Here is a 24019-nt window from a genome sequence, read left to right as displayed (position 1 = left end):
GACGGTTCGAAGGCCGGACATCTTCACCACAGAGAATCTCGGCTATACGAGTCCTCTGCCGTTCGCTGAACGGCGGCGCGTTGCGCACGATCTCGTCTGCGTACTTGTCCAACCGGCGAGCAAGCTCAGCGCCTCTTGATCGAGTCGGGCGCGGTGTCGTGCGGCTCATCGCACGCGTCCGTCGCCGCAGGTGCGATGGGCAGCGGCGAACTCGTCGAGGTCGGCTATGGACACTCTGACCACACGTCCAAATCGGACGTGCGGGAGCTGCCCCGACTTGATGACTCGACGAATCGTCACCTCGGAAACGGACAGACGCGCAGCCGCCTCCGAGATCGGAACATAAGCAGGTGGTTGGTTCTTGTCTGCCACGGTGTGGCCTTCCCGTACAGGAAGGTCGCGGCGGGCTAAGTGAGTAAGACGCTCCCCCACGGCGTGCCGAGCCCGACGCGACCCTCGCTGCGATTAGCGACGAGGGACACGCCGCGCCCCGGTGCACGGGCCACGCATGGTGTCGCCAGCACCAGACGGCCTGGCGGTCTCGTTGCTCGTGTCAGGTGAACGATGCCGACCCGCTCGACTGCACGGGCCTGGTTGACGACTTCCAGGCTAAGGAGCCTGAGCAGCATCAACAACGACATGGCTGGGCGCTTCAGCTGCGCCGCAAGCAACAGCACGGCAAGGAACCGCATGACCTGGAGAACGTCTTTGACTTCGTCCGCGATGGTCTGCTGATCAGCAGGTCCGCCCCAGAGCCATTGCCCGCCCATGAAGTCCTGCCATCGAGCCGCGAGCACGCCCTTTGGCGACTGCCCAAGCAGATCCTCGAAGAGCGTGTACGGCAGGGTCTCCGCAGCCGCTAGCATCCTCCGCCGTTTTGGGTGGCTGGCAGTCAAGCAGCCAACAGCGGCCGACTCACGCCTGACGAACGCCTCGAACCCGCCGAGCAGACCGTGCGGCAGTTCGTCCTCAAGCGCGCGCTGTTCGTCGGCCGGCACCTGCTCGCGAGCTACCTGGACCGCGCGCATCGATCGACGGATTTCGAGGGCTGAGTAGCAGTGACCTCGAGCAGCCGGAACGATCAAATCACTTTGCGTGACATTGCCGCCGCTCCCCCGAGTGCGCATAAGGCCACGTTAGAACATCTTTGATCACACGTCGAGATGTGAACGACAACCGTCCAACTACCCTCAGTCATCGACTGGCCCGCTGTCGCGTCGGAAGAAAATCTTGACGGATTCCGGCTTGAACCCCGGCCCGCCACGTGCGCCATGGACCAGCTCCAGATCGAAACCCATGGCGGTCAGCAGAGCAAGTCGTTGCCCCGGTTCGAGAGTCTGCCAACGCTCCTGAGCATGCGGCCCGACCATCTCGGCGATCAAACCCGCAGGCAGGCCAACGACGACCTTCGCGGCCTTCTTCTCAAGCTCGACCAGACGAGCACGATGACGCGCCGTGAGCCGGAGAAACTGCTCTCGGGTGATCAAGTCTGACTCGTAGTCGTCGGTGAGCTCCAGGAGTTTTGCGTCGATCACGCGCATCTCTTCCCGTGCCTGCCAGGCTTCCGAGTCGTCGCGGCGGAACAAGTCGCGTGCGTCCGGCTCGGCCAGCCGCTTGACCACAACTCGTTCGACCAGGTCATCAACCCAGACCTTGCGCCGGCCAGTGCAGCCCCGGTCCTGGCAGACGTAGGTCTGATGGCCGCGCTTGTTGACGACGCGGAGCTTGCCTTTGCACTTACCGCATCGCGCGATCTCAGGAGCGAACGTCAGGTAGTGCTGGCGGGCACCCGTCCTGCTGGTAGCCCGAGACGGGTCGCTCAGCAGCATCCGAAGTTCGGTCTGCTGAGCGTCGGTCACGATCGGCGGCCACGCGGCGGGGAGGATCTGCTCGTCCTCACGCCCGCGGTGGTGCACGCGTTTGCCGCAGTTCGCCCACCTCATCGCGACCGACCTGACCGACGAAGTGCTCCAGGTATCTGGTCGACCCGGCGCCACGTCACGTCCGGCGGCCACCCGCGGCGGCTGGATCCCTCGTGCGTCCAGATCCGCGCCGATCTTGCACAAGCTCTCTTTCGCGAGCACACGCTCGACGATCTCGCGAACGATCGGTGCATGCTCGGGGTGTAGTTCGTCGTGGAAGCTGAGCCGCCTGCCGCTGCGGCCGTACTCGTTGATCCGCTTCCAGCCGTAGAGCACGTGCCCTGACGTCTGGCCGGCCTGCGCCCGTTCCAGTGCGGCCGAGGCCACGCGCTCGCTCTTAAGTTCGGACTCCAGCGTGTCGGCCTCGCCGAGTTGTGCGGCGAACGATCTGCCCATGGGCGTAGTCAAGTCGATGTCGTTCCCTCGAATCAGCGTGATCGACACGCGCCTCTTCGACAGCAGCTCGATGGCCTCGGCGCGTTCGCGGCGGTTCCGCCACAGGCGCGAGAGCTGGTAGGCGACAATGCGTTCGACCGAGCCCTTCTCGGCTGCCTCCAGCAGGGCTTCGTACTTCGGCCGGTACGCGCCGTGCAGTGCCGAGATGTCGTTGTCGGCGAACTCCTCCGCGACCGACCATCCGCGCTTCTCCACCAGCTCACGAGCGTCACGCAGCTGCCGCTCGACGCCCTGTTCCAGGCCGAGCGTGTCCTCCGAAATCCGTGCGTAGATCGCTACTCGTTCCCCCATGCCTTACAAGCTACGACATGTTCACCGCTAGTGCGATACACTGTTCCCGGGCGGGGTCGGGAAGACCGGCTCGCCGGAGGACTTCAAGTCGCTGCTGGACGACGTGGAGACGCGGATCTTCGGCGAACTGCCGGACGACACGTGGTTCTACCCGGGGCATGGGGACGATTCGACGTTGGGTGAGCAGCGTCCGCATCTGGCCGAGTGGCGCGAACGCGGCTGGTGAACCCCGCTGTTCAGCAACTCCTGACGCTGGCCGCGGTGCTCCTGGGCGCCGCGGCCTCGTTCACCGCGACGACGCTGGTCGAACGGAGCAAGTGGCGCCGCCAGTACTCGACGCGATGGGATGACAAGCGGCTCAGCGCCTACGCCGAGTACGCCACCGCGCTGAAATCGTGCGCGCAATAGTCCTATCGGATCGCCGCGACCCGCGGCTACCCGGCGGGCGCGCTGCCCGTGGACCTCGAGGAGGGTTTGGCCGCCCTCGCCGACGCCGAGAACGAGCGCGCGACCAAATGGGAAACCGTGCTGCTTCTCGGTTCCCCGGCCGCAGTCGACGCCGGACGCCGCTGGCACGAGACCGTCTGGAAGCTCAGCTGGGTCGCCCGGGGCAAAACTATGAGCCACGACGACTTCATCGGGCTCTATCACGCCATCGGAGCCAAGCGGGACGAGTTCTACGTGCACGCCCGGGCCGACCTGGACGTGCGCAGCGGACGCCTCCCGTTGCCCGATCGCGACTGGCTTCCGCCAGCGGACCGCGAACTGCGGGGGTGACCGGGAGGCGCTCGTTTTGTCCCCTGTCGACCAGGACGATCCGGAAATCCCAAGCCCGCCAACGGAATTCGGCCGCACCCGCGCGTGGCGCGTTGCCCAAGCCACCTCCCCCGAGTACGCAGCGAAGGTCAACTTTCACAGCACTCGGGGAGCGGCATGACAGCGCAACTGTGGTCACGGCGGACCTTGCTCGGCGGCGCAGCGGGCAGCGCAGCACTGCTCATCACCGGCTGCGCGTCAAAGCAAGCCAAAGCCGCCGCCATGCCGCCTGCTCAGCCCGGCGGGGCGCGCGTGATGATCATCCGGCACGCCGAGAAGCCGTCCGGTTCGACCGGGCCGCAAGGGATTGACGTGGACGGCAGTCCCGATTCCCACTCCCTGACTGTTCGCGGCTGGACCCGGGCCGGTGCGCTCGTCGAGTTGTTCGCGCCAGCGACAGGTTCACAGAGGGAAGGCCTCGCTCGCCCGACCGCTGTCTACGCGGCAGGCGGCAACGGCGGCGAGGGCACCCGGCCCAGGGAGACGGCCGGGCCGGTGGCGGAACGGCTGGGCAAAACCGTCCTCACCACTTATGCCAAGGGCAGCGAGAGCGCACTCGCGGCCGAGGTCGCCCGGCTGACCGAGCCGACCTTGATCAGTTGGCAGCACGAGGAGATTCCCGCCCTCGCGGCTGCCTTCGGGGTTGCTGCGCCGCAGAAGTGGCCGGACGAACGGTTCGACATGGTCTGGGTGCTGACCCCGGCCGGGTCCGGCTGGACACTTGCTCAGGTGCCGCAACTGCTGCTGGCCGGGGACAGCGCCGAGCCGATCAAATAGCCTGCTGCCGCTCGTAAGGCAGCTTCTCCCCCGCCTCCACCGCGAACGGCAGGTGATTCCCCTCCGGCGGCAACGGGCACGTAGCGAAGTCCGTAAACGCACACGGCAGATTCACCGCCCGGTTGAAGTCCAGCGTCACCGTCCCGTCCGCAGCAGCCTCGGCGACCGGCAGCGAACGGTTGGCAGCATAAGTAGTCACCCCACTAGTCGCATCAGTGAAAAGAATGCTGTACCCGCCAGTCTTCCCATTGAACGCAGTAAGCGTGTACTCAACCCCATCCCGCTCGAAGACAACCCGCCCAGGTGCCGTGTAGACATGCGACAGTCCCTCCACAACCGCACCCACAGTCGTCGGCCGGGGCTCGTCGAAGGGCTCGAAACGGCCAGTCAGAACCCAAGCCGGATCGGGTTCGTACGCGGGGACCCCGTGGAAGGCTTGCAGCACAGGGGCTTTCGGGTCGTGCACGCGAATCAAATACCCCGACCGGCGGGCGATCTCGATTTCCACCGAACCGGCCGTGACCCGGGTGCCCGCGCCGCTGTTCACTAGCTCGAAGCGGTGGACATCAGTCAGCAAGGTGCCTTCATGCCGCAACTCCCCGCCGTCCGGATCGACGTACGCGGCTTCCGCGTCTTGCCACCATCGGCCGGGCAGGCCGGGGTAGGTCCGGGGCGCATCCTCGAGCCAGTCGAGCGACACCAGGGCCAGCCAGCCGTACGGATCGGCCAGCGTCTTTTCCCGTTCCGCTTTCCAGTCCTGCCACGCCTGTGCGAACTCCACCGCCATGTCCGGATCCCTTCCGTGAGTGTCCAGGGGACAACACCGGACCCGGCATGGCATTCCGGCTCCCAGCACGTGGGAACGGTAGGGTCGCCGCGTGGCGGAGCAGACGGAACAGGCCGTGGAGATCTACACCGACGGCGCGTGCAGCGGCAATCCCGGACCGGGCGGCTGGGGCGCGCTGCTACGCTACGGCAAGCACGAGCGCGAGTTGTACGGAGCCGAGGACACCGTCACCACCAACAACCGCATGGAACTGATGGCTCCGATCCGCGCGCTGGAAAGCCTCACCCGCGCGTCCGTGGTGCGGATCTACACCGACAGCACGTACGTCCGCAACGGCATCCTCCAGTGGATGCCGCGCTGGAAGAAAAACGGCTGGCAGACGCAGGCGAAGCAGCCGGTCAAGAACGCCGACCTCTGGCAGCGCCTCGACACCGCCTGCCAGCAGCACGAGGTCGAGTGGCTGTGGGTCAAAGGCCACGCCGGACTTCCCGAGAACGAGCGCGCGGACAAGCTCGCGGTCAAGGGATCGCAGGAAGCCGCCGCGGCCGGGGTGCGCCGAGCCCGCGGCTGAGCCGTGCGGATCAACTCGCGAGCTTGGCCGTACCGGTTCGGCGAGTTCATGACACGGCGGCTGCGCATGCGGGATCCCGTCCTCCGGCGGACATCGTCGACAGCGTTCTGACCCGTGAAGGTGCGCACCGGTCGACAGGGCTCACGTCGACGCGCGATCTGGTCGTCGCGGCCCGCCCGGTGCCGGATGAGCCATCGATCGCGATCGTGGTCGTCCGAGCAATGCCGTCCACCGACAAAAAAATTAGTCTTGACAGTAATAACCATCGGCAGGCAGGCTCGGCAGCAACCAGAAAGCCGAGAGGACCAGCCATGCCGAAGTTCACGACCGTCGCCGAGTACGTCGCCGCGCAGCCTGAAGTGCTCCGCGAGGTCTACGCCGCTCTCCTGCCCGCGCTCGACAACGCGATGCCCGAACCGGCCGTGCTCTACCACGGCGCGCCTACCTGGAAAGCAGGCAAGAACCCGGTCTGCCTCGCGAAGGCGTACAGCTCATACATCACGCTCGCTTTCTGGCGTGGCCAACTGATCAAGGGCGGCGGTCTCGAACCGAGCGCTCGCGAGATGGCCCACGTGAAGCTGCGCAGCGCCGAGGACGTCGACGCCGAGCAGATCACCGCCTGGGTGCAGCAGGCTCTCGCACTGGAGACAGAATCAGCAGCGTGACGAACCCCTGCCCCTGCGGGCTGCCCGAGCCCTACGCCGACTGCTGCGGCCGGTTCCACCGCGGCGACCAGAACGCTCCGACGGCCGAGTTGCTGATGCGGTCCCGCTACTGCGCGTTCGCCGTCGGGGAGCCCGAGTACCTGCTCGACACCTGGCATCCGGACACCCGCCCGAAGCGGCTGCGGCTCGACCCCGCGCAGGAGTGGACACGGCTGGAGATCCTCGGCCGGACCGGCGGATCGCTGCTGCAGAACGAGGGCACCGTCGAGTTCCGGGCGCACTACCGCTACCAGGGCCGCGACGACTCGCAGCACGAGAACAGCCGGTTCGTCCGCGAGGGCGGGCGCTGGTACTACGTCGACGCGCTCTAGGCGGAACCGCAGGCGAAAATCGGGCGAAAAGACCCCGTCGAGGTCTGTTCCCGGCTCCTCCGGACGGCTACTATCACCGGCAATCGTTAAGGAACTTTACTAACAATCGCCGCCGCCAGGAGCCCGAGGAGGACCGCTCGTGACCCCACGCCGGCCAAGAATGCCCGGACGGCTGTTAGCAGTCGCCGCCCTGACCGCAGCGCTGATCCCCGGAGTCGCCGGGGCCGCTTCGGCCGGGCCGGAACCCGGGCAGGCCGCGATCCCCGGCTATCTGATCCAGTCCTCGGCCAAGGTGTCCGACGACGCCGCGGTGTCGAAGCCCGGTTTCGACGCCAAGGGCTGGTACCCGGTCGGCTCGCAGTCGACGGTGTACGCCGGGCTGCTCGCCAACGGCCGCTACTCCGACCCGTTCTACTCCACGAACATGAAGAACGTGCCGGCCGCGGACTTCAAGGTTCCGTGGTGGTACCGCGCCGACATCAAGGTCGCCGACCCGTCCCAGCGCACCTACCTCGACGTGAGCGGCGTGCTGTCCAAGGCCGACGTCTGGGTCAACGGCGCCCGCGTCGCCACCAAGGACGAGGTCAACGGCCCCTACACCCGGCACGACCTCGACGTGACCAAGCAGGTGCACGAGGGCGTCAACAGCGTCGCGTTCAAGGTCTACCCGAACGACCCGAACAACGACCTGTCGATGGGCTGGATCGACTGGGCGCAGACCCCGCCGGACCAGAACATGGGGCTCGCGCGCGAGGTCGTCGTCCGGCACAGCGGGCCGGTCGCGCTCCGCGGCGCGCACGTCGTCACGAAGCTGAACGTGCCCGCGCTCGACCACGCCGACCTCACCGCGAAGGCCGACGTCCGCAACGACTCCGACGCGCCGGTCCGCACCACGGTGTCCGGCACCGTCGCGGGCAAGCCGGTGAGCCAGGACGTTTCCCTTGCCGCGCACGAAAAGAAGACCGTCACCTTCCCGGTGATCGGCATCGACAAGCCGCAGGTGTGGTGGCCCGCCGGCATGGGCGGACAGCCGATGCAGCAGCTGGACCTCACCGCGAGCGTCAGCGGGACGACCTCCGACGCGAGCCACTCCAGCTTCGGCATCCGCGACGTCAAGGCTCCGCTGAACTCCAGCGGCGGACGGCAGTACGTCGTCAACGGCAAGCCGCTGATGATCAAGGGCGGCGGCTGGTCCCCCGACCTGCTGCTGCGCTGGGACGCGGGCCGGGCGGCGGACAAGCTCGCCTACGTCAAGAACCTCGGCCTCAACACGGTGCGGCTCGAGGGTCACATCGAACCCGACGCGTTCTTCGACCTCGCGGACCGGATGGGCGTGCTGACCATGCCCGGCTGGGAATGCTGCGACAAGTGGGAAGGCCAGGTCAACGGCGACGAGAAGGGCGAGCCGTGGACCGAGGCGGACTACCCGATCGCCAAGGCGTCGATGACCGCGGAGGCCGAGCGGCTGCGCGACCACCCGAGCGTGCTGTCCTTCCACATCGGCAGCGACTTCGCGCCCGACGCGCGGATCGAAAAGGGCTACCTCGACGCGTTGTCGGCGGCGGACTGGCCCGCGGCGGTGATCTCCGCGGCGTCGGCCAAGGCGTCGCCGAAGCTCGGCCCGTCCGGGATGAAGATGAACGGCCCGTACGACTACGTCCCGCCGAACTACTGGTACGACAAGGCGCACAAGGACGCGGGCGGCGCGTGGAACTTCAACTCCGAGACCAGCGCCGGGCCGGACATCCCGACGATGGACACGCTCAAGCGGATGATGACGCCCGCCGAGCTGGAAACGCTCTGGAAGAACCCGTCCGCGCCGCAGTACCACCGCTCCGAATCGGAGACCTTCGCCAACCTGAAGATCTTCGGCGACGCGCTGGCCGGCCGCTACGGCAAGCCGACGAGCCTGGACGACTTCGTCCGCAAGGCGCAGCTGGCGCAGTACGAGAACGTCCGCGCGGAGTTCGAATCGCACTCCCGCAACTTCACCGACTCGAAGGACCCGTCGACCGGGCTCATCTACTGGATGCTCAACAGCGGCTGGACGTCGCTGCACTGGCAGCTGTTCGACGCCTACCTCGACCAGAACGGCTCCTACTTCGGGGCCAAGAAGGCGAACGAGCCGCTGCACATCCAGTACTCGTACGACACCAAGTCGGCTGAGGTGGTCAACTCCACCACGAAGAAGGCGTCCGGCCTGACCGCCAGCGTCGAACTGTTCAACACCGACGGCACGAAGAAGTTCTCGAAGACCAAGAAGAACTTCTCGGTCAACGGCAGCGGCGCGCACGCGAAGGCGCTCGACATCGGTTCGGTCAGCGGGCTTTCCTCGACCTACCTGGCGAAGCTGGTGCTCACCGATGCGGCGGGCAAGGAGGTCAGCCGGAACGTGTACTGGCTGTCCACCAAGGACGACAAGCTCAACTGGAGCAAGTCGGACTGGTACTACACGCCGACGTCGTCCTACGCGGACCTGTCCGGGCTGTCGAAGCTGGGCGCGGCGAAGGTGGCGACCGCGGCGACCTCCGCGCCGGGTCCGGACGGCACCACCGTCACCACGGTGAAGCTCACCAACACCTCGTCGGGCAAGACTCCGGCGTTCATGGTGGACACGCACCTGGTTGACAGCACGGGCACGCCGGTGCTCCCGGTGTCCTGGTCGGACAACCAGGTCAGCCTGTGGCCGGGCGAATCGGTGACGCTCACCGCCATCTACCGCACGGCCGACCTGCACGGTTCGGCTCCGTCGGTGCGGGTCGCGGGCTGGAACACCGGCACGCAGACCGTCCGCGGCTAAGCGGCTCGTGAGTGGCAATGCCGGTTAGAACCGGCGTTGCCACTCACGAGTCCCACAGCCGCCGCTGCTCCGCGTCCGGATCGGACACCGTCACGCTGACGTCGTCGAACACCCGCGTCACCCGGCCTTCCGGCTCGTAGGCCGCCCAGCCGGGATCGCCGGTCGCCACGAACCGGACCCACGTCCCGAACATCTCCTCCGCCATCGCGCGCAGCCGTTCCGGATCGGGGCGGGCGATGGCGAACAGGAAGCGCCAATTCGGGTTGCGGACGTCGTCGAACACGAACGGCAGGTCCACCCCGTGCGCCGCGCCGAGGCCCTTCCCGCGCGGCGCGATCCGCCAGTCCAGCCGGTACATCCACGCCGTGCCGCCCGCCGCGTGCTGGGTTTCGGCCAGCCGGATCGCCGGCAGCCACCAGTCCCCCGCCGTGCGGACGCGGTTCACCAGCTGGTCCTCCGGCCAGTCCGGCAGCAGCTCGCGGTACGCCTCGGTCATCCGCGCGATGACGTCCGGTTCGAGCATCGTCGATCCGGTGCCGAGCAGTTTCGCGCCGCCGGTTTGCAGCCAGGAGAACAGATCCTGCTCGTCGGCCGTGGTGCCGGTGAGGATCCGGACTTCCCGGGCCGCGCCGTCCGCGACCGCTTCGCCGGGCCGCTGCGGCAGAAGATCTCCGTCGACCACCACCCGGTACGTCACGAGCGTGCCGAGTTGAGCGGTGACCCGTTGCTGCGCGGTCAAAATCTCCGTGACCGGCAGCGTGCGCAGGTCTCCGTCGCCCAGTTCGGCCAGCACCGCCTCGCCGACTGCTTCCGCCTCTGCCGGAGTGTGCACGACGGAACCGACCCCGGTGCCGCTCTGCACGATCGCCTGGCTGAACAGCCCTTTCGCGGCCGGAACCGCCAGCAAGGTCCCCACCGTGCGACCGCCGTTGGACTGCCCGGCGAGCGTGACGCGCCGCGGGTCGCCGCCGAACGCGGCCACGTTGTCGCGGACCCATTCCAGCGCCAGCACTTGGTCGTGCAGCGAGAGATTCCCGTCGGAAACGCCAGGCAGCCGGAGCATGCCGAGCACCCCGAGCCGGTACGCGACGGTCACGACGACCACGCCGCGGCGGGCGTACGCGGACGCGTCGAACTGGTGCGGCGCGCCCATCACCCCGCCCCCGCCGTGGATCCACACCAGCACCGGGTACGAACCGGGTGCTTCAGGCGCGTAGACGTTGACGTACAGGCAGTCCTCGTCGCCGACGAAGCGTTTCCCGGTCACGTCGGGCTGCGGAGCCTTGGCCGCGAATTCCGTCACGTCGCGTACCCCGGTCCAGGACGCCGCCGGCACCGGCGGGCGGAACCGCAGCTCCCCCACCGGCGGCTCCGCGAACGGCACCCCCAGGAACAGCCCGACTCCGTCCCGCACCTCGCCGCGGACGGCACCGGCCCGCGTCTCCACCGTCGTCACGAACCGCAGCCTAACGCTGGCCCCCGCGCGTCCTCCGGGACCGCAGGCGATGATTGTCCGGTGGAAATCGCAGCGGAATTGGTGGCGCTGGTCCTGACGGTTCTCCTGGTGACCGTCGTCGCGCGCCGGATGGACTGGTCGGCTCCGCTGTGCCTGGTCGCGGTCGGCGTCGGGGTGTCGTTCGTCCCCGGGGTGCCGCAGTACGAACTGGACCCGGAGATCGTCCTCATCGGGCTGCTGCCGCCGCTGCTGTACTCCGCGTCGATCCAGACGTCGCTCGTCGCGTTCCGCAAGCTGCGCGGGCCGATCGCGCTGCTGTCGGTCGGGCTGGTGGTGTTCACCGCGTTCGGCGTCGGGCTGGTCGCCTGGCTGGTCGTGCCGGGATTGCCGCTGGCCGCCGGGATCGCGCTGGGCGCGGTCGTCGCGCCGCCGGACGCGGTGGCGGCGAGCGTGGTCGCCCGGCGGGTCGGGATGCCGCGCAAGCTCGTCCGGCTGCTGGAGGGCGAAAGCCTCTTCAACGACGCCGCCGCGCTCGTCGCGCTGCGGACCGCGATCGCGGCGATCGCCGGCGCGGTCAGCCTCTGGCAGGTCGGTCTCGACTTCCTCCTCGCGGCCGTCGGCGGGATCGTCGTCGGCTTCCTCGTCGGGCTGATCGTGACGTACGTGCGCGCGAAGCTGGAAGACACGATCACCGACACCGCGCTGTCGTTCGCGGTTCCCTTCGCGGCGTACCTGCTCGCTGAGGCGGTGCACGGATCCGGCGTGCTGGCGGTGGTCGTCACCGGGCTGATCCAGGGGCACCAGACGCCGCGGATCCAGTCCGGGCCGTCGCGGCTGGCCAGCAGGCTGAACTGGGAGACCGTCCAGTTCCTGCTGGAGAACATGGTCTTCCTGCTCATCGGCCTGCAGGTGCGGGGCATCCTGCACGAGGTCGGCAAGAGCGGGCTGTCGGTGTGGCAGCTCGCCGGGATCTGCGCCGCGGTGCTCGCCGCGACGATCCTCACGCGGATGCTCTGGATGGTCGGCATCGGCGTGGTGAAACGGCTCCTGAAAACCTTGGGCCTGGAACGCGGCAAGGTGTGGCCGTGGCGCTATTCGGCGGTGATCGCGTGGGCCGGGATGCGCGGCGTGGTCACGCTCGCCGCAGCGTTCGTGCTGCCCGCGGACACTCCGCAGCGGGCGGTGCTCGTGCTGGCCGCGGTCGTCGTGGTGGCCGGGACGCTCGCGGTGCAGGGCATGACGCTGCCGCCGCTGATCCGCCGCCTGCGGCTGCCCCGGCCGGACCCGGCGGAGGACGCGCTGCAGGAAGCCGCCGTGCTGCACGACATGACCCGCGCCGCGCTCGCGAAGCTGGAGGAACTGCGCCGCCCCGAAGACCCGCCCGAGGTCATCGAGCGGCTGCGCGACCGGTTGCAGGGCCGCTCCGACGCCGCGTGGGAACAGCTCGGCAGGCAGAGCACGCTCGCGGAAACCCCCAGCGACGCCTACCGTCGGCTTCGCGTCCAGCTGCTCGAAGCCGAACGCGACGTGTTCCTGAAAGCACGGGACCGGGGCAGTGCCGACGACGCGGTGCTGCGCCGCGTGCTGGCTCGCCTCGACATCGAAGAATCCATGCTCGACCGCGACGAGGAGGAACCCCCGGTGGCCGAACGCGAACTCAGCACGCCCGCCGCCACGGCGGGGTCCTGCAAGCACCTCAGCCACGCATGGCCGGACAAGGAGCCCAGCACCCGGGATTCCTGCGCCGAATGCGTCGAGGCCGGGATGACCTGGGTGCACCTGCGGATGTGCCTCAAGTGCGGGCACGTCGCGTGCTGCGACTCGTCGCCGGGCAAGCACTCCTCGCAGCACTTCCACGAAACCCTGCACCCGGTGATGCGCAGCTTCGAGCCGGGCGAGACGTGGCGGTGGTGCTTCGTGGACAAGCAACTCGGGTGAGCCGACCGGTTAGGGTCGGGGCATGAGCACGCCCGAACAGGAAGTCGAGTACCGCCAGCACCGCTTCAGCCCGCCCTCGGGCGCCACCGAGATTTTCCTGGTGCGCCACGGGGAATCGATGCCGCAACGGCTCAGCGAGCCGTTCGATCTCGTCGACGGGCAGGCCGACCCGGACCTCGCGCCGGAAGGCCGTGACCACGCCGCCCGCGTAGGCGAGCGGCTGGCGTCGGAACGCATCGAAGCGCTGTACGTGACCACGTTGCGGCGCACCGCGCAGACCGCCGCGCCGCTGGCGGAAAAGCTCGGCCTCACCCCGGCCGTCGAGCCGGACCTGCGCGAGATCAACCTCGGCGAATGGGAGAACGGGCTGTTCCGCAAGCACACCGCCGAGGGGCATCCGCTCGCGCGGAAGCTGTGGGAAGAACAGCGGTGGGACGTCCTGCCCGGCGCGGAATCCGACGAGGCGTTCGGCCTGCGGATCCGGGCCGCCATCACCCGCATCGCCGCGGCGCACCCGGACCAGCGGGTCGCGGTGTTCACCCACGGCGGCGTGATCGGCGAGGCGTTCGCGCAGGCGAGCCGCGCGCTGGAGCGGTTCGCGTTCCTGGGCGCGGACAACGGATCGATCTCGCACCTCGTGGTGCACGGCGAGAACTGGCTGATCCGCGGCTTCAACGACCGGTCTCACTTGGCCGCCCCGCTCGGCTGAGCGCGCTCGTCGCGGCGGACGAACCCCGCCGCGACGAGCTGTACCGTCACCAGCACCGCGATCGCCTCCGCGGCCAGCAGCCCGATGAGCACCAGCACCTGCGTCGTCCCGGCCTGGAGCGGGCTCGCCCCGCCCAGCAGCACGCCGACGTACGCGCCCGGCAAGGTCACCAGGCCGACCGTCCGGGTCTGATCGAGCGCCGGGATCAACGCGTGCCCCGCGGACGGACGGCAGATCTCCAACGCGGCGTGCCGGGGCAAAAATCCCAGCGCTAGAGCGGCTTCGTACTCGCCGTGGCGTTGCTTGAGTTCGTCGAGCGCCCGGCGGGCCGCCTGCGAGGTCGCGGTCATCGAACCGCCGATCACGATCCCCGCGACCGGCACGACGGCAATCGGCTTCGCCGGAACGACGCCCGACCCGAGCACGAGCGCCAGCACCGGAAGCACGCCGGACGCCAGCGAAAGCGCGACCCACCCGATCCGCCGCGGCACCCCGATCCGGCCGGCGGACGTCGCGGCGGCGATGGAGAACATCGCGAGGACGAACAGGCCGGTCAGCCAGCCCGACCGCAGGATCACCGTGATGACCAGCGAAACGAGCGCGAGCTGCGCGACGGCGCGGACAGCCGCGACGAGCACCGCCCGCCCCTGCCCGAGCTGCCCGAACCGCACGACCGCCGCGCCCGCGAGCGCCAGCACCACGAGCACGACGATCAGCGCGGGCCCGAATCCGATCGCACCGTTCACGGGGGTGATCCTGCCGCAGTCCCGGGTTCGGGGCGGTGAAGCGGGCCGCTTTCGCTGGTTGACGCTGCGGGGCTTCCCGGGCAGGCGCGGCGGAGGTTCGTGAGGACAGCTTGGTGTGCTGGCGAGTGGACGGGCTCGCTATGCCACCTGCGCGGCCCGGCGAGCTTCAAGCCTCCCTGGTCACACGCTTCCGCGAGAACAACTCGGCGCGCTGCAGCCGGGCGGGATCCGTCCCGCCGATGCCAGCGCGGCCCCGGAGAGCTTCGCCCCGCCCCGATCAAGCGCTTCCGCGAGAGCAACTCGGCGTGCCGCAAGCGGGCGGGGTCCGCTCTGCCGATCCCCCGCGGCCTTCCAGCCCGAGTCAGGCGCTGCAGCTGAGCTGCCGCCCCTCCCCGGCCACCGATTTCTCCGCGACCACCTGCCCGTCCACCCGGATCCGGCACAGCAGCGCACCCGTGCTCTGCGCGACCAGGCTGCTGAACACCGGCTGCTCGGCGGGAGCCTTCCGCTGCACAGTCACCGACCAGGGCAGCCGCACCTCGGCCTGTTGTTCGAGGTCGCCGCCGGTCGCGACGTAGGTGAGGTTGTGCGCGACGTCCTCGCCGGCCAGTTCGTAGACGACCGTGCGGGTCACCTCGCGCACGATCGCGGGTTCGACGGTCACCGACGGCACCGACGCGGCCGGTGCGGGCCGGTCCGGGGTCGCTTTCGGCATGACGTACCACGCGACAGTGACCGCGACGGCGATGACGCCGACCACGACCACCGCGCTTCCGAGCGGCCGCAGCCTGCCCGATTCCCCCCGGGCCGCCGTGGGCCGGGTCGCGCCAGGAACACCCATGGAGAGGTCTTCTCTTCTCGAGCGCACTTCCCGCGAGTGCGACGTCTGGTTCTTCGCCAGACCGTTACACGGCGTTAGCCAACCCGAGAAAATTAGCTCCATTTCACCCTGATGGGGGTAGAGGACGTGCGCGTACGAGCACGATCACCACGCACGATGCCGATGACGCTCGCGCATCCCCCGGTTGACGCAGGGTGATCAGTCGACGAGCCCGGCGTCGGCCAGCATCCGCAGCACGCGCTGTCCGGCGGGCGGGCAGGCGGCGGCGTCCGCGGCGCGCAGCCAGGCGGCCTCGGCGATCTCCGCCGACGGCTCCGGTTCGCCGGCGTGGTCGGCGGTGTAGCAGGTCATCCGGACGCGGCGGCCGTCGGCGAATCCGTCCGCCTGCTCGTCGAGCAGCGCGAAGAAACGGAAGCTGAGCGGGTCGAGCGCGACGCCCAGTTCCTCGCGGATCTCCCGGCACAGCCCCTCGACGTCGCCCTCCCCCGGTTCGCGCTTGCCGCCGGGGAGATAGAACTTTTCCTTGCCGGTCGTGCGGACGGACAGCAGCCGCCGGTCCCGCACGTGGACCCAGGCCAGGGCATCGATCGGGGTCATGGGCGCCATTTTGTCGTACCCGCGAGGGATGATCGCGGGGTGTACTCGGAAAGCCCGCCGCCGCACTCGCTGCGCCGCCTCGTGCGGTGCCGCTGGGAGTCGGCCGAGCCCGGCCCGAAGCGGATCGTCCCGGACGGCTGCGTGGACCTGGTCGCCGGCGCCGGCCAGGTGTTCGTGGCCGGACCGGACACGACTGCGTGGACGTCGGTGTTCCCGCCCGGCACGCGGCTGCGCGGCCTGCGCTTCCGGCCGGGAGCGGCAGCCGCGATGCTCGGCGTGGGCGCGGACGAACTGCGCGACAGCCGCGTCTCGCTGCCGGACCTGTGGAACCGCCGCGGCGCGACCCTCGCCGACGAAATCCTCAGCGGCCGCGACCTCGCCGACGCGATGGCCGACATCGCGACGGAGCAGGCAGCTGCCGCGGATCCGGTGGTGGAACGGATGCTGGCGCACCTCGCCGCCGAGGCCGCCGGGATTCTGGGCCAAGGCGAAGGAGAAGCGCTCGCCGCGGGGCAATCGACGCACCCGGGCGTGCGACCTTCATCGAAAGCCGCGGGGCAATCGACGCACCCAGGCATGCGACCTTCATCGAAAGCCGCCGACCACTCTGATTGGCCTCCGGCTCAACCGAGCCGAAGCGAACGGCAGGCACGTCGGCTTTTCACTCTCGCCGTCGGCTACGGACCGGCCACCTACCGGCGCATCCTGCGCCTGCAACGAGCCATCGCACTGGCACCGGCCACCGCGACCCTCGCCGAGCTGGCCGTCGCAGCCGGGTACTCCGATCAGCCGCACCTCACCCGCGAATGCCGCGCCCTCACCGGCCTCACCCCGGGTGCCTACTTCGCCGGGCGACTCACTCCGCTGCCAAATCCTGTTGGCGCGCAAGGAAATGCGCCGTCTCCGCGGTAGCCGGATACAACGCCCGGTAATGCGCGTAAAACTCGTCGTACCGGTCCGCCCGGCCCGGATCCGGCTCGATCACCTCGGCAACCGGGTTCCACGCCTCGATATCCGGCTCCAGCCCGATCGCCACCGCCGCCAGGTACGCGTCCCCGAAGCACGCGCCGACAGTTTCCGTCGGAAGATGCTGCGGCGTCCGGGTCACATCGCTGACGATCCCCGTCCACACCCGTCCCTGGGTGCCACCGCCGACCGCCACCAACCGGCGCGCGGGAGCGCCCATCGCGGAAAGGTTGTGCCGCACCCCGTATGCCGTCCCCTCCAACGCCGCGCGGTACAGCTCCGCCCGGCCGTGCGAAGTGGTCAGCCCGGCGATCAGCCCGCGCGCCAACGGATCCGGCACCGGAGTCCGCTCGCCCGCGAAGTACGGCAGCATCAGCAATCCGCGGCTGCCTGCCGGAACTCGACCGGCCGAAGCGACGAGCTCGGCGAAGTCGCCGTCGAAGAGTTCCCGCAGCCAGTCGGTGATCGCGCCGGACGTCGCCATCCCCGCCGCCAGCGAAAAGCTGTCCGGGAAAACCCCGCGCGTCGCCCACAGCCCGGACACCGGACGGGCCTCGGCGACGGCCTGGACGAGGAACATCGTGGTCCCGTACATGACCATCGTGTCGCCGGGGTCGCGCACGCCCGCGCTGGTCGCTTCGGCCCACGCGTCGATCGTGCCGCAGGTGACCGGCAATCCCGCCGGCAACCCGGTCTCGGCGGCCGCCGCGGCGGTGACGGTGCCGACGACCTCGGTCGGCCAGGCGAGCCGCGGCAGGTCGATCCCCGGCGCGACGAGCGCGGACCAGTCCTCCGCCCAGCCGCCCGCGCGCAGGTCGTACATCGGGTCGCACTGGCTCGCCGAATGGTGGTCGAGCACGTATTCGCCGGTCAGCCGCCGCACGAGGTACGAACTCGCCATCAGGAACTGCCGGGCCCGCGCGGCGACGTCGGATTCGTGCCGGTACAGCCACCGCCACTTCGGGCCGACCGCCTGGCTCGACAGCGCGCTCCCGCAGCGTTCCACAATGGACTCTTCGCCGAGTTCGGCGGTCAGCTCGGCGATTTCCGCCCCGGCCCGGGTGTCGACGCCGTAGAGAATCGCCGGGCGCAGCGGACGGCCGTCGGCGTCCGCGGGCAGCAGCACCGGGCCGATGCCGCTCACCGCGAGCCCGGCGGGTTTCTCGCCGCCGGCCAGCAATTCGCGCACCAGCTCGGCGAACCCGGCCCACCACACGGTTTCGGCGTCGTGCTCGAACCAGCCGGGGCGCGGGCGGGAGGTGCTGTGCGGGCGGGCGGCGCGCGCCAGTACAGTGCCGTCCGCACCCACGAGGACGCCTTTCGAACTGGACGTGCCGATGTCGATGCCGAGCAACGGGCCCGGTTGCATCGCAGCACCCCCGGTAAGCGGACGGTAAACGATTACCGGGACGGTATTCTGCGGTCACCGGGGTGTCAAGGAAGCCAGGACGAGGAGGCTCGGTGGCCACGATCAGCGACGTCGCCGCCAGGGCAGGCGTCTCGACCGCCACGGTGTCGCGGACCCTGAACGGCAAGTCCACAGTGGACCCGGAGCTGGCCGCCCGGGTGCTCGAGGCCGCCGAGGAGCTCGGCTATCACCCGAACGGACTGGCGAGAAACCTGCGCCGCCAGGAAACCGCGGTGCTCGCGCTGATCATCTCCGACGTCGAGAACCCGTTCTTCACCTCGATCGCGCGCGGGGTCGAGGATCTCGCGCAGGTGTCCGGGTATTCCGTCGTGCTCTGCAATTCCGACGAGAACGAGGACAAGGAGCGCCGGTACCTCGACGTCGCGCTGCAGGAACGCGTCGCGGGCGTGCTGCTCTCCCCCACTGGCCCGACCACGAGCGTCACGCGGCTGCGCCGGCTCGGCATCCCGGTGGTCGCGGTCGACCGGCCGCTGCCCGGCACCGACGGCGACCAGGTGCTCGTCGACACCCGCCGCGCCGCCCGGCAGGCGGCCCGGCATCTCGTCGCGAACGGCTACCGGCGGGTGGCGTGCCTGACCGGGCCGTCCGGCGTGCGCACCGCCGACGACCGGCTGTCGGGCTACCTCGACGCGGTCGGCGAGGAGAACGCGGTCTTCCGCCGCGCCGAATACCGCGCGGAAGGCGCGCGCCACGCCGCCGGGGACCTGCTGGACCAGCCGGAGCCGCCGGACGCGCTGCTGGTCGCCAACAGCACGATGGCGATCGGGGTGCTGGAGGCGCTCGCGGAACGGCGCCTGCGGGCCGGGCGCGACATCGGCATCGTCTCGTTCGACGACGCCCCGTGGACGACGCTCATCGACCCGCCGCTGACGGTCGTCGCGCAGCCGGCGTACGAGATCGGCCGGGTCGCCGCCCAACTGCTGCTGGCCCGCATCGCCGACAGCACCCGCGAGCCGGTCACCACGACCCTGGACGCGCAGCTGATCGACCGGCAGAGCTCGCACCGCTGACCGGACTACCGCGCAACGGCGGCACCCGGCGAACTGCGGCGGGGCCTCGTGCGTGGCAATGCCGGTTAGAACCGGCCTTGCCGCTCACGAGAAGCCGCAGGAGACCGGAGGATGGGACCGGCGTCTGAGACCGTCCGAGGGCGGCGGACGATCCGACGAGCCGGGAAGACCCGGCGAAACCCGCCGAAGACGTCCGAGACGAGAGCGCGATGCGAGGGGAAACGACGTGCCTGGCGGCCCGGCGGAGTTCCGCCGAGCCGCCAGGCACGCCCCACCCCCTGTCCCCCCAGCGTCCGCCGCGGACGGCGGAGCACGGGCCGCACCCGAGGGCGGGAAACCGATTACTCGTTCGCAACGTAAATCGGCGGTCCGGGAGTGTCAAGCACTCGAAAGCCTGGACAAGCCACCCGGTGCGGGGCAGACTGGCCCGAACTCGCCTACCCATCGTGTTGACTTCTGTGCGATGCGTGTCGATCTTTGGTGAATTCACCCACAAAAAGGCGAGAAACCGCACGAACCCGCACACACGCGCTAGGCTGAGCGTATGTCGATAGCGCTGGAGAACGTTCTCGCAAGAGCCGGCCTCAAAGCCGACGCGAACGAGTTTCTCACGCTCGTGGAGGACGCGGCCCGAAGGCTGTCGCCGCCCAACCCCGACCCCTCGCACTACTTCTCCCCCGACCAGCGCGCCGCGCTGACCGACGCGGGGCTCGACCTGAGCCCGCGCGACGAGGGCGAACCGGACTTCCGCGCGCGCACCGTCGCCGCGCACGCCGTGCTCGCCGATTCCGCGCTTTCGGTCGGCCAGGCCGCCGAGATGCTGAACGTCGACGACAGCCGGATCCGGCACCGCCTCAAGGAAGGCAGGCTCACCGGCTGGAAGGACCAGGGCTGGCGGCTGCCCGCGTGGCAGTTCAACGGCGCGGGCGTGCTGCCCGGCCTCGAAACCGTGCTGCGCGCCGTCCCGGAAGACCAGCCCGCGCTGGTCGTCGCCGCGTTCATGAACACCCCGCAGTCCGACCTGGTGATCAGCGACCGGCCGGCCACGCCGCGGCAGTGGCTGCTCGCCGGCGGCGACCCCGAGCAGGTGGCCCGGCTCGTCGCCACGCTTGGCTCGCCGTTCTGACCCGCTGACCTTCCCCGCCTGCGCGCCGCCCGCCCACCGCGGCGCAGGCCCGCCCCCTGCCCCGACACAGGACGGACGACCTCCCCCGCATGGCCCGGCTCCCCTCGCCTCCGGCGCGGTCTGCTCTGGTCAAGGGGCTGGACCGCAGCCACGACGTGGTTTCGGTGCAGCCCGAGACCCGGCTGGTCCGCATCTTCACCGCGCACGGCAACCATCCGCAGCAGTGGAACACCTTCCGCTACACCGGCCCGCTCCCGCACGGCCGGTTCGACCAGCAGCAGCCCGGCCGCGGCGGCCGTCCGGTCACCGACCCGGGCAACGGCGTGCTGTATTTCGGCCTGACCGTGCGCACGAGCGTCGCCGAGGTGTTCCAGACGACCTCGACGGTCGACCGCACGACGCGCGGCCCGCGGCTGGTCGTGGTGCGCCCGACGCGCGTGCTGCGGCTGCTCGACCTCACCGGGCTGTGGCCCACCCGGGTCGGCGCGTCGCAGGAGATCTCCAGCGGCCCGAAAAAGATCACCCAGGCGTGGGCGCGGGCGATCCGCGGCGCGATGCCGGACCTCGACGGGCTCTGGTACCGCTCGTCGATGGACGCGGGCAAGCCCTCGCTGTGCCTGTGGGATCCGCCCGCGGGCGCGGCGCTGCCGATCGCCCCGGACGTCCTGCTTCCGCTGGACCATCCGGGGCTCGACGTGCCGCTCGGGCGGGTGTGCGAGGAGCTGAACTACACGCTGCTCAGCTGAGGTGCCGGGCCCACCAGGCCAGCACCGCCTCGAACCGCTGCACCCGGTGCCGCGGCTTGCCCGAGCGGGTCAGCTCGTGCCCCTCGCCGGGGAACAGCAGGAACTCCGTCTCGACGCCGGCCTGGCGCAGCGCCACGAACTGCCGCTGCGCCTGCTCCAGCGGGCACCGCCAGTCCTGCTCGGAATGCACGACGGCGAACGGGATCCGCACGTCGGCGGCGTAGCTGAGCGGGCTGCGGCGCCGCTGCTCGTCGGGGTCCGCGCCGACGTAGCCCTCGGTGAAGTAGTAGCCGATGTCGGAGCTGCCCGCGAAGGAATCCCACGCGTTCACCGCGCGCTCGCTCCACGCCGCGCGGAACCGGTCCGGGTGCTTCGCGGCGACCCAGCTCGTCATGAACCCGCCGTAGGAACCGCCCATGATCCCGGTCCGCGACGCGTCGAGGTCCGGCCGCTCCAGCGCCTTGTCGAGCAGCGCGAGCACGTCGTCGACGTCGACGGTGCCCATGTTGTGCACGACCGAAGTACCGTGCGACTGCCCGTATCCGGCCGATCCGCGCGGGTTGCCGAGCACGACGGCGAACCCGGCCGACGCGTACACCTGCGCCTCGTCGAACACTGTCCATTCCTGCTGGGCGAACGGCCCGCCGTGCACCACGCGCAGCACCGGGTGCGGGCCCTCGCCGTCGGGAAGGACGAGCCAGCCGTGCACCGGGTAGCCGTCCGGCGCGGTCGTTTCGAGCTCCACGACCTCGCAAAGACCCTTGTCCCGCAACGGCTTCGAGTAATCGGTGAGCACGCGCGGACCGTCCGAGCCGAGCACCACCAGCTCGCCCGCGGTGTCCAAATCGGCCACTACCGCGACAACCATGTCGCCGTCCGCGGCGAATCCGTGGACCGCCGAGTGCCCGGCGTGCAGCACGCGCAAGTCGTCGAGCTTCGCACCGTCGGCGTCCGTCGGGATCGCACGCAGTTCCACCGCACCGCGGTTGCGCACCGCGACCAGGACCTCGTCGCCGAGCGGAAGCGCCGGGCCGGAGCCGGGCTCGACGTCGACGGTCTCCACATCGGTCAGCCGCCGCGGTTTCCCGTCCGGCACGACTGCGTACAGCCCGATGTTGGAAGCGACGACGACACCGTCCTCATGGGACGTGCCGAAGAAGTAGAGCGTGCCGTCCGGCGCGTACACCGGCTGATCGGCGTACCCGGCGCAGGCGGCCAGCACCTCGGGGGCGCCACCGTCGACCGGGAACGCGACGAGGTCGTGCTCGCGCGTTTCCGTCCGGTCGAAGTCGTGCGGCACGGTCACGACCACCCGCTCGCCGTCCGGCGTCCAGACCGGCTGGTTCACGCTGTAATCGCGCGGCGTCACCGCTTCCGGCTCGCCCTCTTCGAAGGTGTCGAGCACGTACAGCCGCTTGGGCCGGTCGCGCAGGAAGCCGACGTTGTCGATGCGGTAGTCGAGCCGCGTGATCAGCCGCGGCGCCTCGGCGGCGGGCTCCGGCGTGCGCTCGTCGGCGTCCTCGGTGCCGTAGCGGCCCGGCTCGGCTTCCCGCGCGGTGAACGCGAGCCAGCGCGAATCCGGGGCCCACACCGGCGCGTCCGCACCGAGGTGCAGCGACGTGAGCTTCCGCGATTCGCCGCCGTCGACGGGCATCACGTGCACCTGCGGACTGCCTTCCGCGCCCTTGCCGTCGCCGGCGCGCAGGAACGCGACCCACCGGCCGTCCGGCGAGATGGCCGGCGACGAATCGCGCGGACCCTGCGTCCACGGCGATTCGCCGCCGGACAGCGAGATCCGCCGGATCGCGCTGCGGTACTGATCGGTTTCCAGGTCGGGACTGCTCACCGCGGCGAGCAGGAGATCACCGCGCAGCGCGGGACGGCCGGGGACGGCGAGGACTTCGATGTCGGCAGGACGCATGCCGACGACCGTACCCGATCCTTAGCAAGGCAAACGACCTATTTCGCCTCTACCGCCCGGCGTTCGTCGCGCTTGGCCTTCGCCAGGCTCAGCACCGTGGTGACGGTGAGGACCACGACGATCACGCCGAGGGACATCCAGTTGTTGATGTCCAGCCAGTCCGGCGCGAGGTGGTACTCGTGCAGCGCGTGGATCACGAGCTTCGCCCCGATGAAGGCGAGGATCACCGCGAGGCCGTAGCTGAGGTACACGAGCTTCGTGACCAGCCCGCCGAGCAGGAAGTACAGCTGCCGCAGGCCCATCAGCGCGAACGCGTTGGCGGTGAAGACCAGGAACGCCTCCTGGGTGATCCCGAAGATCGCCGGGATGGAGTCCACCGCGAACAGCAGGTCGGCCGAGCCGATCGCGACGATCACCAGCAGCATCGGGGTGATCTTCCGCTTGCCGTCTTCCTTCACCAGGTACTTGTGGCCGCGGTAGTCGTCGGTGACCGGGTAGAGCTTGCGCACCCAGCGGGTGAGCGCGTTCTCGTGGTACTCCTCCTCGTCGCCGTTGCCGCGCAGCATGCTGATCGCGGTCCAGACGAGCACCGCGCCGAAGACGAAGAACACCCACACGAACTGGTTGATCAGCGCCGCGCCGACCGCGATGAACACGCTCCGCATGCCCAGCGCGAGCAGGATCCCGACGAGCAGCACGCGGTGCTGGTGGATCGCGGGCACCTTGAACGAGGTCATGATGATCATGAAGATGAACAGGTTGTCCACGCTCAGCGAGTACTCGGTGATGTACCCGGTGAAGAACTGGACGCCGGGGTCGTGCCCGGCGAAGAACCAGATGCCCGCTCCGAACAGGACGGCGCAGGCGATGTAGAAGATCACCCAGCGAGCGGCCTCGCCGGTGGTCACCTCGTGCGGCTTGTGGTCGACGATCACCAGGTCGATGGCGATCAGCGCGAGCAGCCCGCCGACTGTCGCGAACCACAGCCACAGGGGGACAGTCATCTCTGAAACCTCCGGATAGTGCGCAGCAGCAACTAACCGGAGGTCTCTCCCGCCGGTGCGAAACCGGCCGACGG

General features: G+C 69.7%; 24 protein-coding genes and 1 pseudogene. 14 read left to right on the top strand and 11 right to left on the bottom strand.

Features of this window, described 5'->3' with window-relative positions:
- Window positions 1-165: 165 nt before the first annotated feature.
- From DMP23_RS48040 to DMP23_RS12775, 3 genes are all read right to left on the bottom strand, one after another.
- Window positions 166-372, bottom strand: coding sequence for a helix-turn-helix domain-containing protein (locus DMP23_RS48040; protein ID WP_354744876.1), 207 nt, complete (start codon window positions 370-372; stop codon window positions 166-168).
- A gap of 35 nt (window positions 373-407) precedes the next feature.
- On the bottom strand, window positions 408-1127 hold the full coding sequence (locus tag DMP23_RS12780; RefSeq protein WP_337821152.1) for a hypothetical protein: 720 nt from the start codon (window positions 1125-1127) through the stop codon (window positions 408-410).
- A 63-nt stretch (window positions 1128-1190) separates the two neighbouring features.
- The gene (locus DMP23_RS12775; protein ID WP_337821151.1) at window positions 1191-2669 is read right to left on the bottom strand and encodes a recombinase family protein; all 1479 of its coding nucleotides are present in this window, start codon (window positions 2667-2669) and stop codon (window positions 1191-1193) included.
- A 34-nt stretch (window positions 2670-2703) separates the two neighbouring features.
- On the opposite strand from DMP23_RS12775, the pseudogene DMP23_RS12770 reads away from it, so the two are divergent.
- The 4 genes and pseudogenes from DMP23_RS12770 to DMP23_RS12755 all read left to right on the top strand — a co-directional run.
- Window positions 2704-2895: pseudogene (locus tag DMP23_RS12770) on the top strand (MBL fold metallo-hydrolase); the annotation flags it as partial.
- A complete protein-coding gene (locus tag DMP23_RS12765) occupies window positions 2892-3077 on the top strand; it encodes a hypothetical protein (protein WP_337821150.1) in 186 nt (61 codons plus the stop codon). The pseudogene DMP23_RS12770 and the gene DMP23_RS12765, both read left to right, overlap by 4 nt.
- 48 nt (window positions 3078-3125) lie before the next feature.
- Window positions 3126-3446 carry a hypothetical protein gene (locus tag DMP23_RS12760; protein WP_337821149.1) on the top strand — a complete coding sequence of 107 codons (321 nt, stop codon included), beginning with the start codon at window positions 3126-3128 and terminating at the stop codon, window positions 3444-3446.
- 156 nt (window positions 3447-3602) lie between these two features.
- A complete protein-coding gene (locus DMP23_RS12755; RefSeq protein WP_337821148.1) occupies window positions 3603-4262 on the top strand; it encodes a hypothetical protein in 660 nt (219 codons plus the stop codon).
- Here DMP23_RS12755 and DMP23_RS12750 read toward each other — a convergent pair.
- On the bottom strand, window positions 4255-5049 hold the full coding sequence (locus DMP23_RS12750; protein WP_337821147.1) for a DUF1684 domain-containing protein: 795 nt from the start codon (window positions 5047-5049) through the stop codon (window positions 4255-4257). The genes DMP23_RS12755 and DMP23_RS12750 overlap by 8 nt on opposite strands.
- A 91-nt stretch (window positions 5050-5140) precedes the next feature.
- On the opposite strand from DMP23_RS12750, the gene rnhA reads away from it, so the two are divergent.
- The 4 genes from rnhA (at window position 5141) to DMP23_RS12730 (ending at window position 9456) form a co-directional block, all read left to right on the top strand.
- Window positions 5141-5620, top strand: coding sequence for a ribonuclease HI (gene rnhA, locus DMP23_RS12745; protein ID WP_037818141.1), 480 nt, complete (start codon window positions 5141-5143; stop codon window positions 5618-5620).
- Between the two features lie 311 nt (window positions 5621-5931).
- Window positions 5932-6285: a DUF1801 domain-containing protein gene (locus tag DMP23_RS12740; protein ID WP_337821146.1), complete on the top strand. Its 354-nt coding sequence runs from the start codon at window positions 5932-5934 to the stop codon at window positions 6283-6285.
- Window positions 6282-6656 (top strand): YchJ family protein, encoded by a 375-nt coding sequence (locus DMP23_RS12735; protein WP_037818138.1) that lies wholly within the window; start codon window positions 6282-6284, stop codon window positions 6654-6656. The genes DMP23_RS12740 and DMP23_RS12735 overlap by 4 nt, the downstream gene beginning before the upstream one ends.
- Window positions 6657-6816: 160 nt before the next feature.
- Window positions 6817-9456, top strand: a complete 2640-nt coding sequence (locus DMP23_RS12730) for a glycoside hydrolase family 2 protein (protein ID WP_337824390.1) — start codon at window positions 6817-6819, stop codon at window positions 9454-9456.
- Between the two features lie 43 nt (window positions 9457-9499).
- Here DMP23_RS12730 and DMP23_RS12725 read toward each other — a convergent pair whose 3' ends face one another.
- The gene (locus tag DMP23_RS12725) at window positions 9500-10912 is read right to left on the bottom strand and encodes a carboxylesterase/lipase family protein (RefSeq protein WP_337821145.1); all 1413 of its coding nucleotides are present in this window, start codon (window positions 10910-10912) and stop codon (window positions 9500-9502) included.
- Between the two features lie 60 nt (window positions 10913-10972).
- Between DMP23_RS12725 and DMP23_RS12720 the strand changes: the two genes are divergently transcribed.
- A complete protein-coding gene (locus tag DMP23_RS12720; protein ID WP_337821144.1) occupies window positions 10973-12850 on the top strand; it encodes a Na+/H+ antiporter in 1878 nt (625 codons plus the stop codon).
- Between the two features lie 22 nt (window positions 12851-12872).
- Window positions 12873-13559, top strand: a complete 687-nt coding sequence (locus tag DMP23_RS12715) for a histidine phosphatase family protein (protein ID WP_275293749.1) — start codon at window positions 12873-12875, stop codon at window positions 13557-13559.
- Here DMP23_RS12715 and DMP23_RS12710 read toward each other — a convergent pair.
- From DMP23_RS12710 to DMP23_RS12700, 3 genes are all read right to left on the bottom strand, one after another.
- Window positions 13535-14305: an ABC transporter permease gene (locus DMP23_RS12710; protein WP_337821143.1), complete on the bottom strand. Its 771-nt coding sequence runs from the start codon at window positions 14303-14305 to the stop codon at window positions 13535-13537. The genes DMP23_RS12715 and DMP23_RS12710 overlap by 25 nt on opposite strands.
- A 361-nt stretch (window positions 14306-14666) precedes the next feature.
- Entirely contained in the window at window positions 14667-15146 is a 480-nt protein-coding gene (locus tag DMP23_RS12705) for an MmpS family transport accessory protein (protein WP_037818131.1), read from the bottom strand.
- A 198-nt stretch (window positions 15147-15344) separates the two neighbouring features.
- A complete protein-coding gene (locus DMP23_RS12700) occupies window positions 15345-15743 on the bottom strand; it encodes an NUDIX hydrolase (RefSeq protein WP_037818130.1) in 399 nt (132 codons plus the stop codon).
- A 39-nt stretch (window positions 15744-15782) separates the two neighbouring features.
- Between DMP23_RS12700 and DMP23_RS12695 the strand changes: the two genes are divergently transcribed.
- On the top strand, window positions 15783-16655 hold the full coding sequence (locus DMP23_RS12695) for an AraC family transcriptional regulator (RefSeq protein ID WP_337821142.1): 873 nt from the start codon (window positions 15783-15785) through the stop codon (window positions 16653-16655).
- On the opposite strand, the gene DMP23_RS12690 is transcribed toward DMP23_RS12695, so the two are convergent.
- On the bottom strand, window positions 16600-18078 hold the full coding sequence (locus tag DMP23_RS12690) for an FGGY-family carbohydrate kinase (RefSeq protein ID WP_337821141.1): 1479 nt from the start codon (window positions 18076-18078) through the stop codon (window positions 16600-16602). The genes DMP23_RS12695 and DMP23_RS12690 overlap by 56 nt on opposite strands.
- A gap of 92 nt (window positions 18079-18170) precedes the next feature.
- On the opposite strand from DMP23_RS12690, the gene DMP23_RS12685 reads away from it, so the two are divergent.
- The 3 genes from DMP23_RS12685 (at window position 18171) to DMP23_RS12675 (ending at window position 21020) form a co-directional block, all read left to right on the top strand.
- Window positions 18171-19148, top strand: a complete 978-nt coding sequence (locus DMP23_RS12685) for a LacI family DNA-binding transcriptional regulator (protein WP_134667988.1) — start codon at window positions 18171-18173, stop codon at window positions 19146-19148.
- A gap of 544 nt (window positions 19149-19692) precedes the next feature.
- Window positions 19693-20274 carry a hypothetical protein gene (locus DMP23_RS12680; RefSeq protein ID WP_037818127.1) on the top strand — a complete coding sequence of 194 codons (582 nt, stop codon included), beginning with the start codon at window positions 19693-19695 and terminating at the stop codon, window positions 20272-20274.
- 89 nt (window positions 20275-20363) lie between these two features.
- Window positions 20364-21020, top strand: coding sequence for an RES family NAD+ phosphorylase (locus DMP23_RS12675; RefSeq protein WP_037818125.1), 657 nt, complete (start codon window positions 20364-20366; stop codon window positions 21018-21020).
- Here the strand turns inward: DMP23_RS12675 and DMP23_RS12670 are convergent.
- Window positions 21013-22941, bottom strand: coding sequence for a S9 family peptidase (locus DMP23_RS12670; protein WP_337821140.1), 1929 nt, complete (start codon window positions 22939-22941; stop codon window positions 21013-21015). The genes DMP23_RS12675 and DMP23_RS12670 overlap by 8 nt on opposite strands.
- 38 nt (window positions 22942-22979) lie before the next feature.
- A complete protein-coding gene (locus tag DMP23_RS12665) occupies window positions 22980-23945 on the bottom strand; it encodes a TerC family protein (RefSeq protein WP_037818122.1) in 966 nt (321 codons plus the stop codon).
- Window positions 23946-24019: the final 74 nt, after the last annotated feature.

This window comes from Amycolatopsis sp. A1MSW2902 (assembly GCF_017312175.1).
GTDB classification, from domain to species: domain Bacteria; phylum Actinomycetota; class Actinomycetes; order Mycobacteriales; family Pseudonocardiaceae; genus Amycolatopsis; species Amycolatopsis nivea.
Note: the sequence above shows the minus strand (reverse complement) of the source record. Positions and strands in the feature narration are given on the sequence as shown.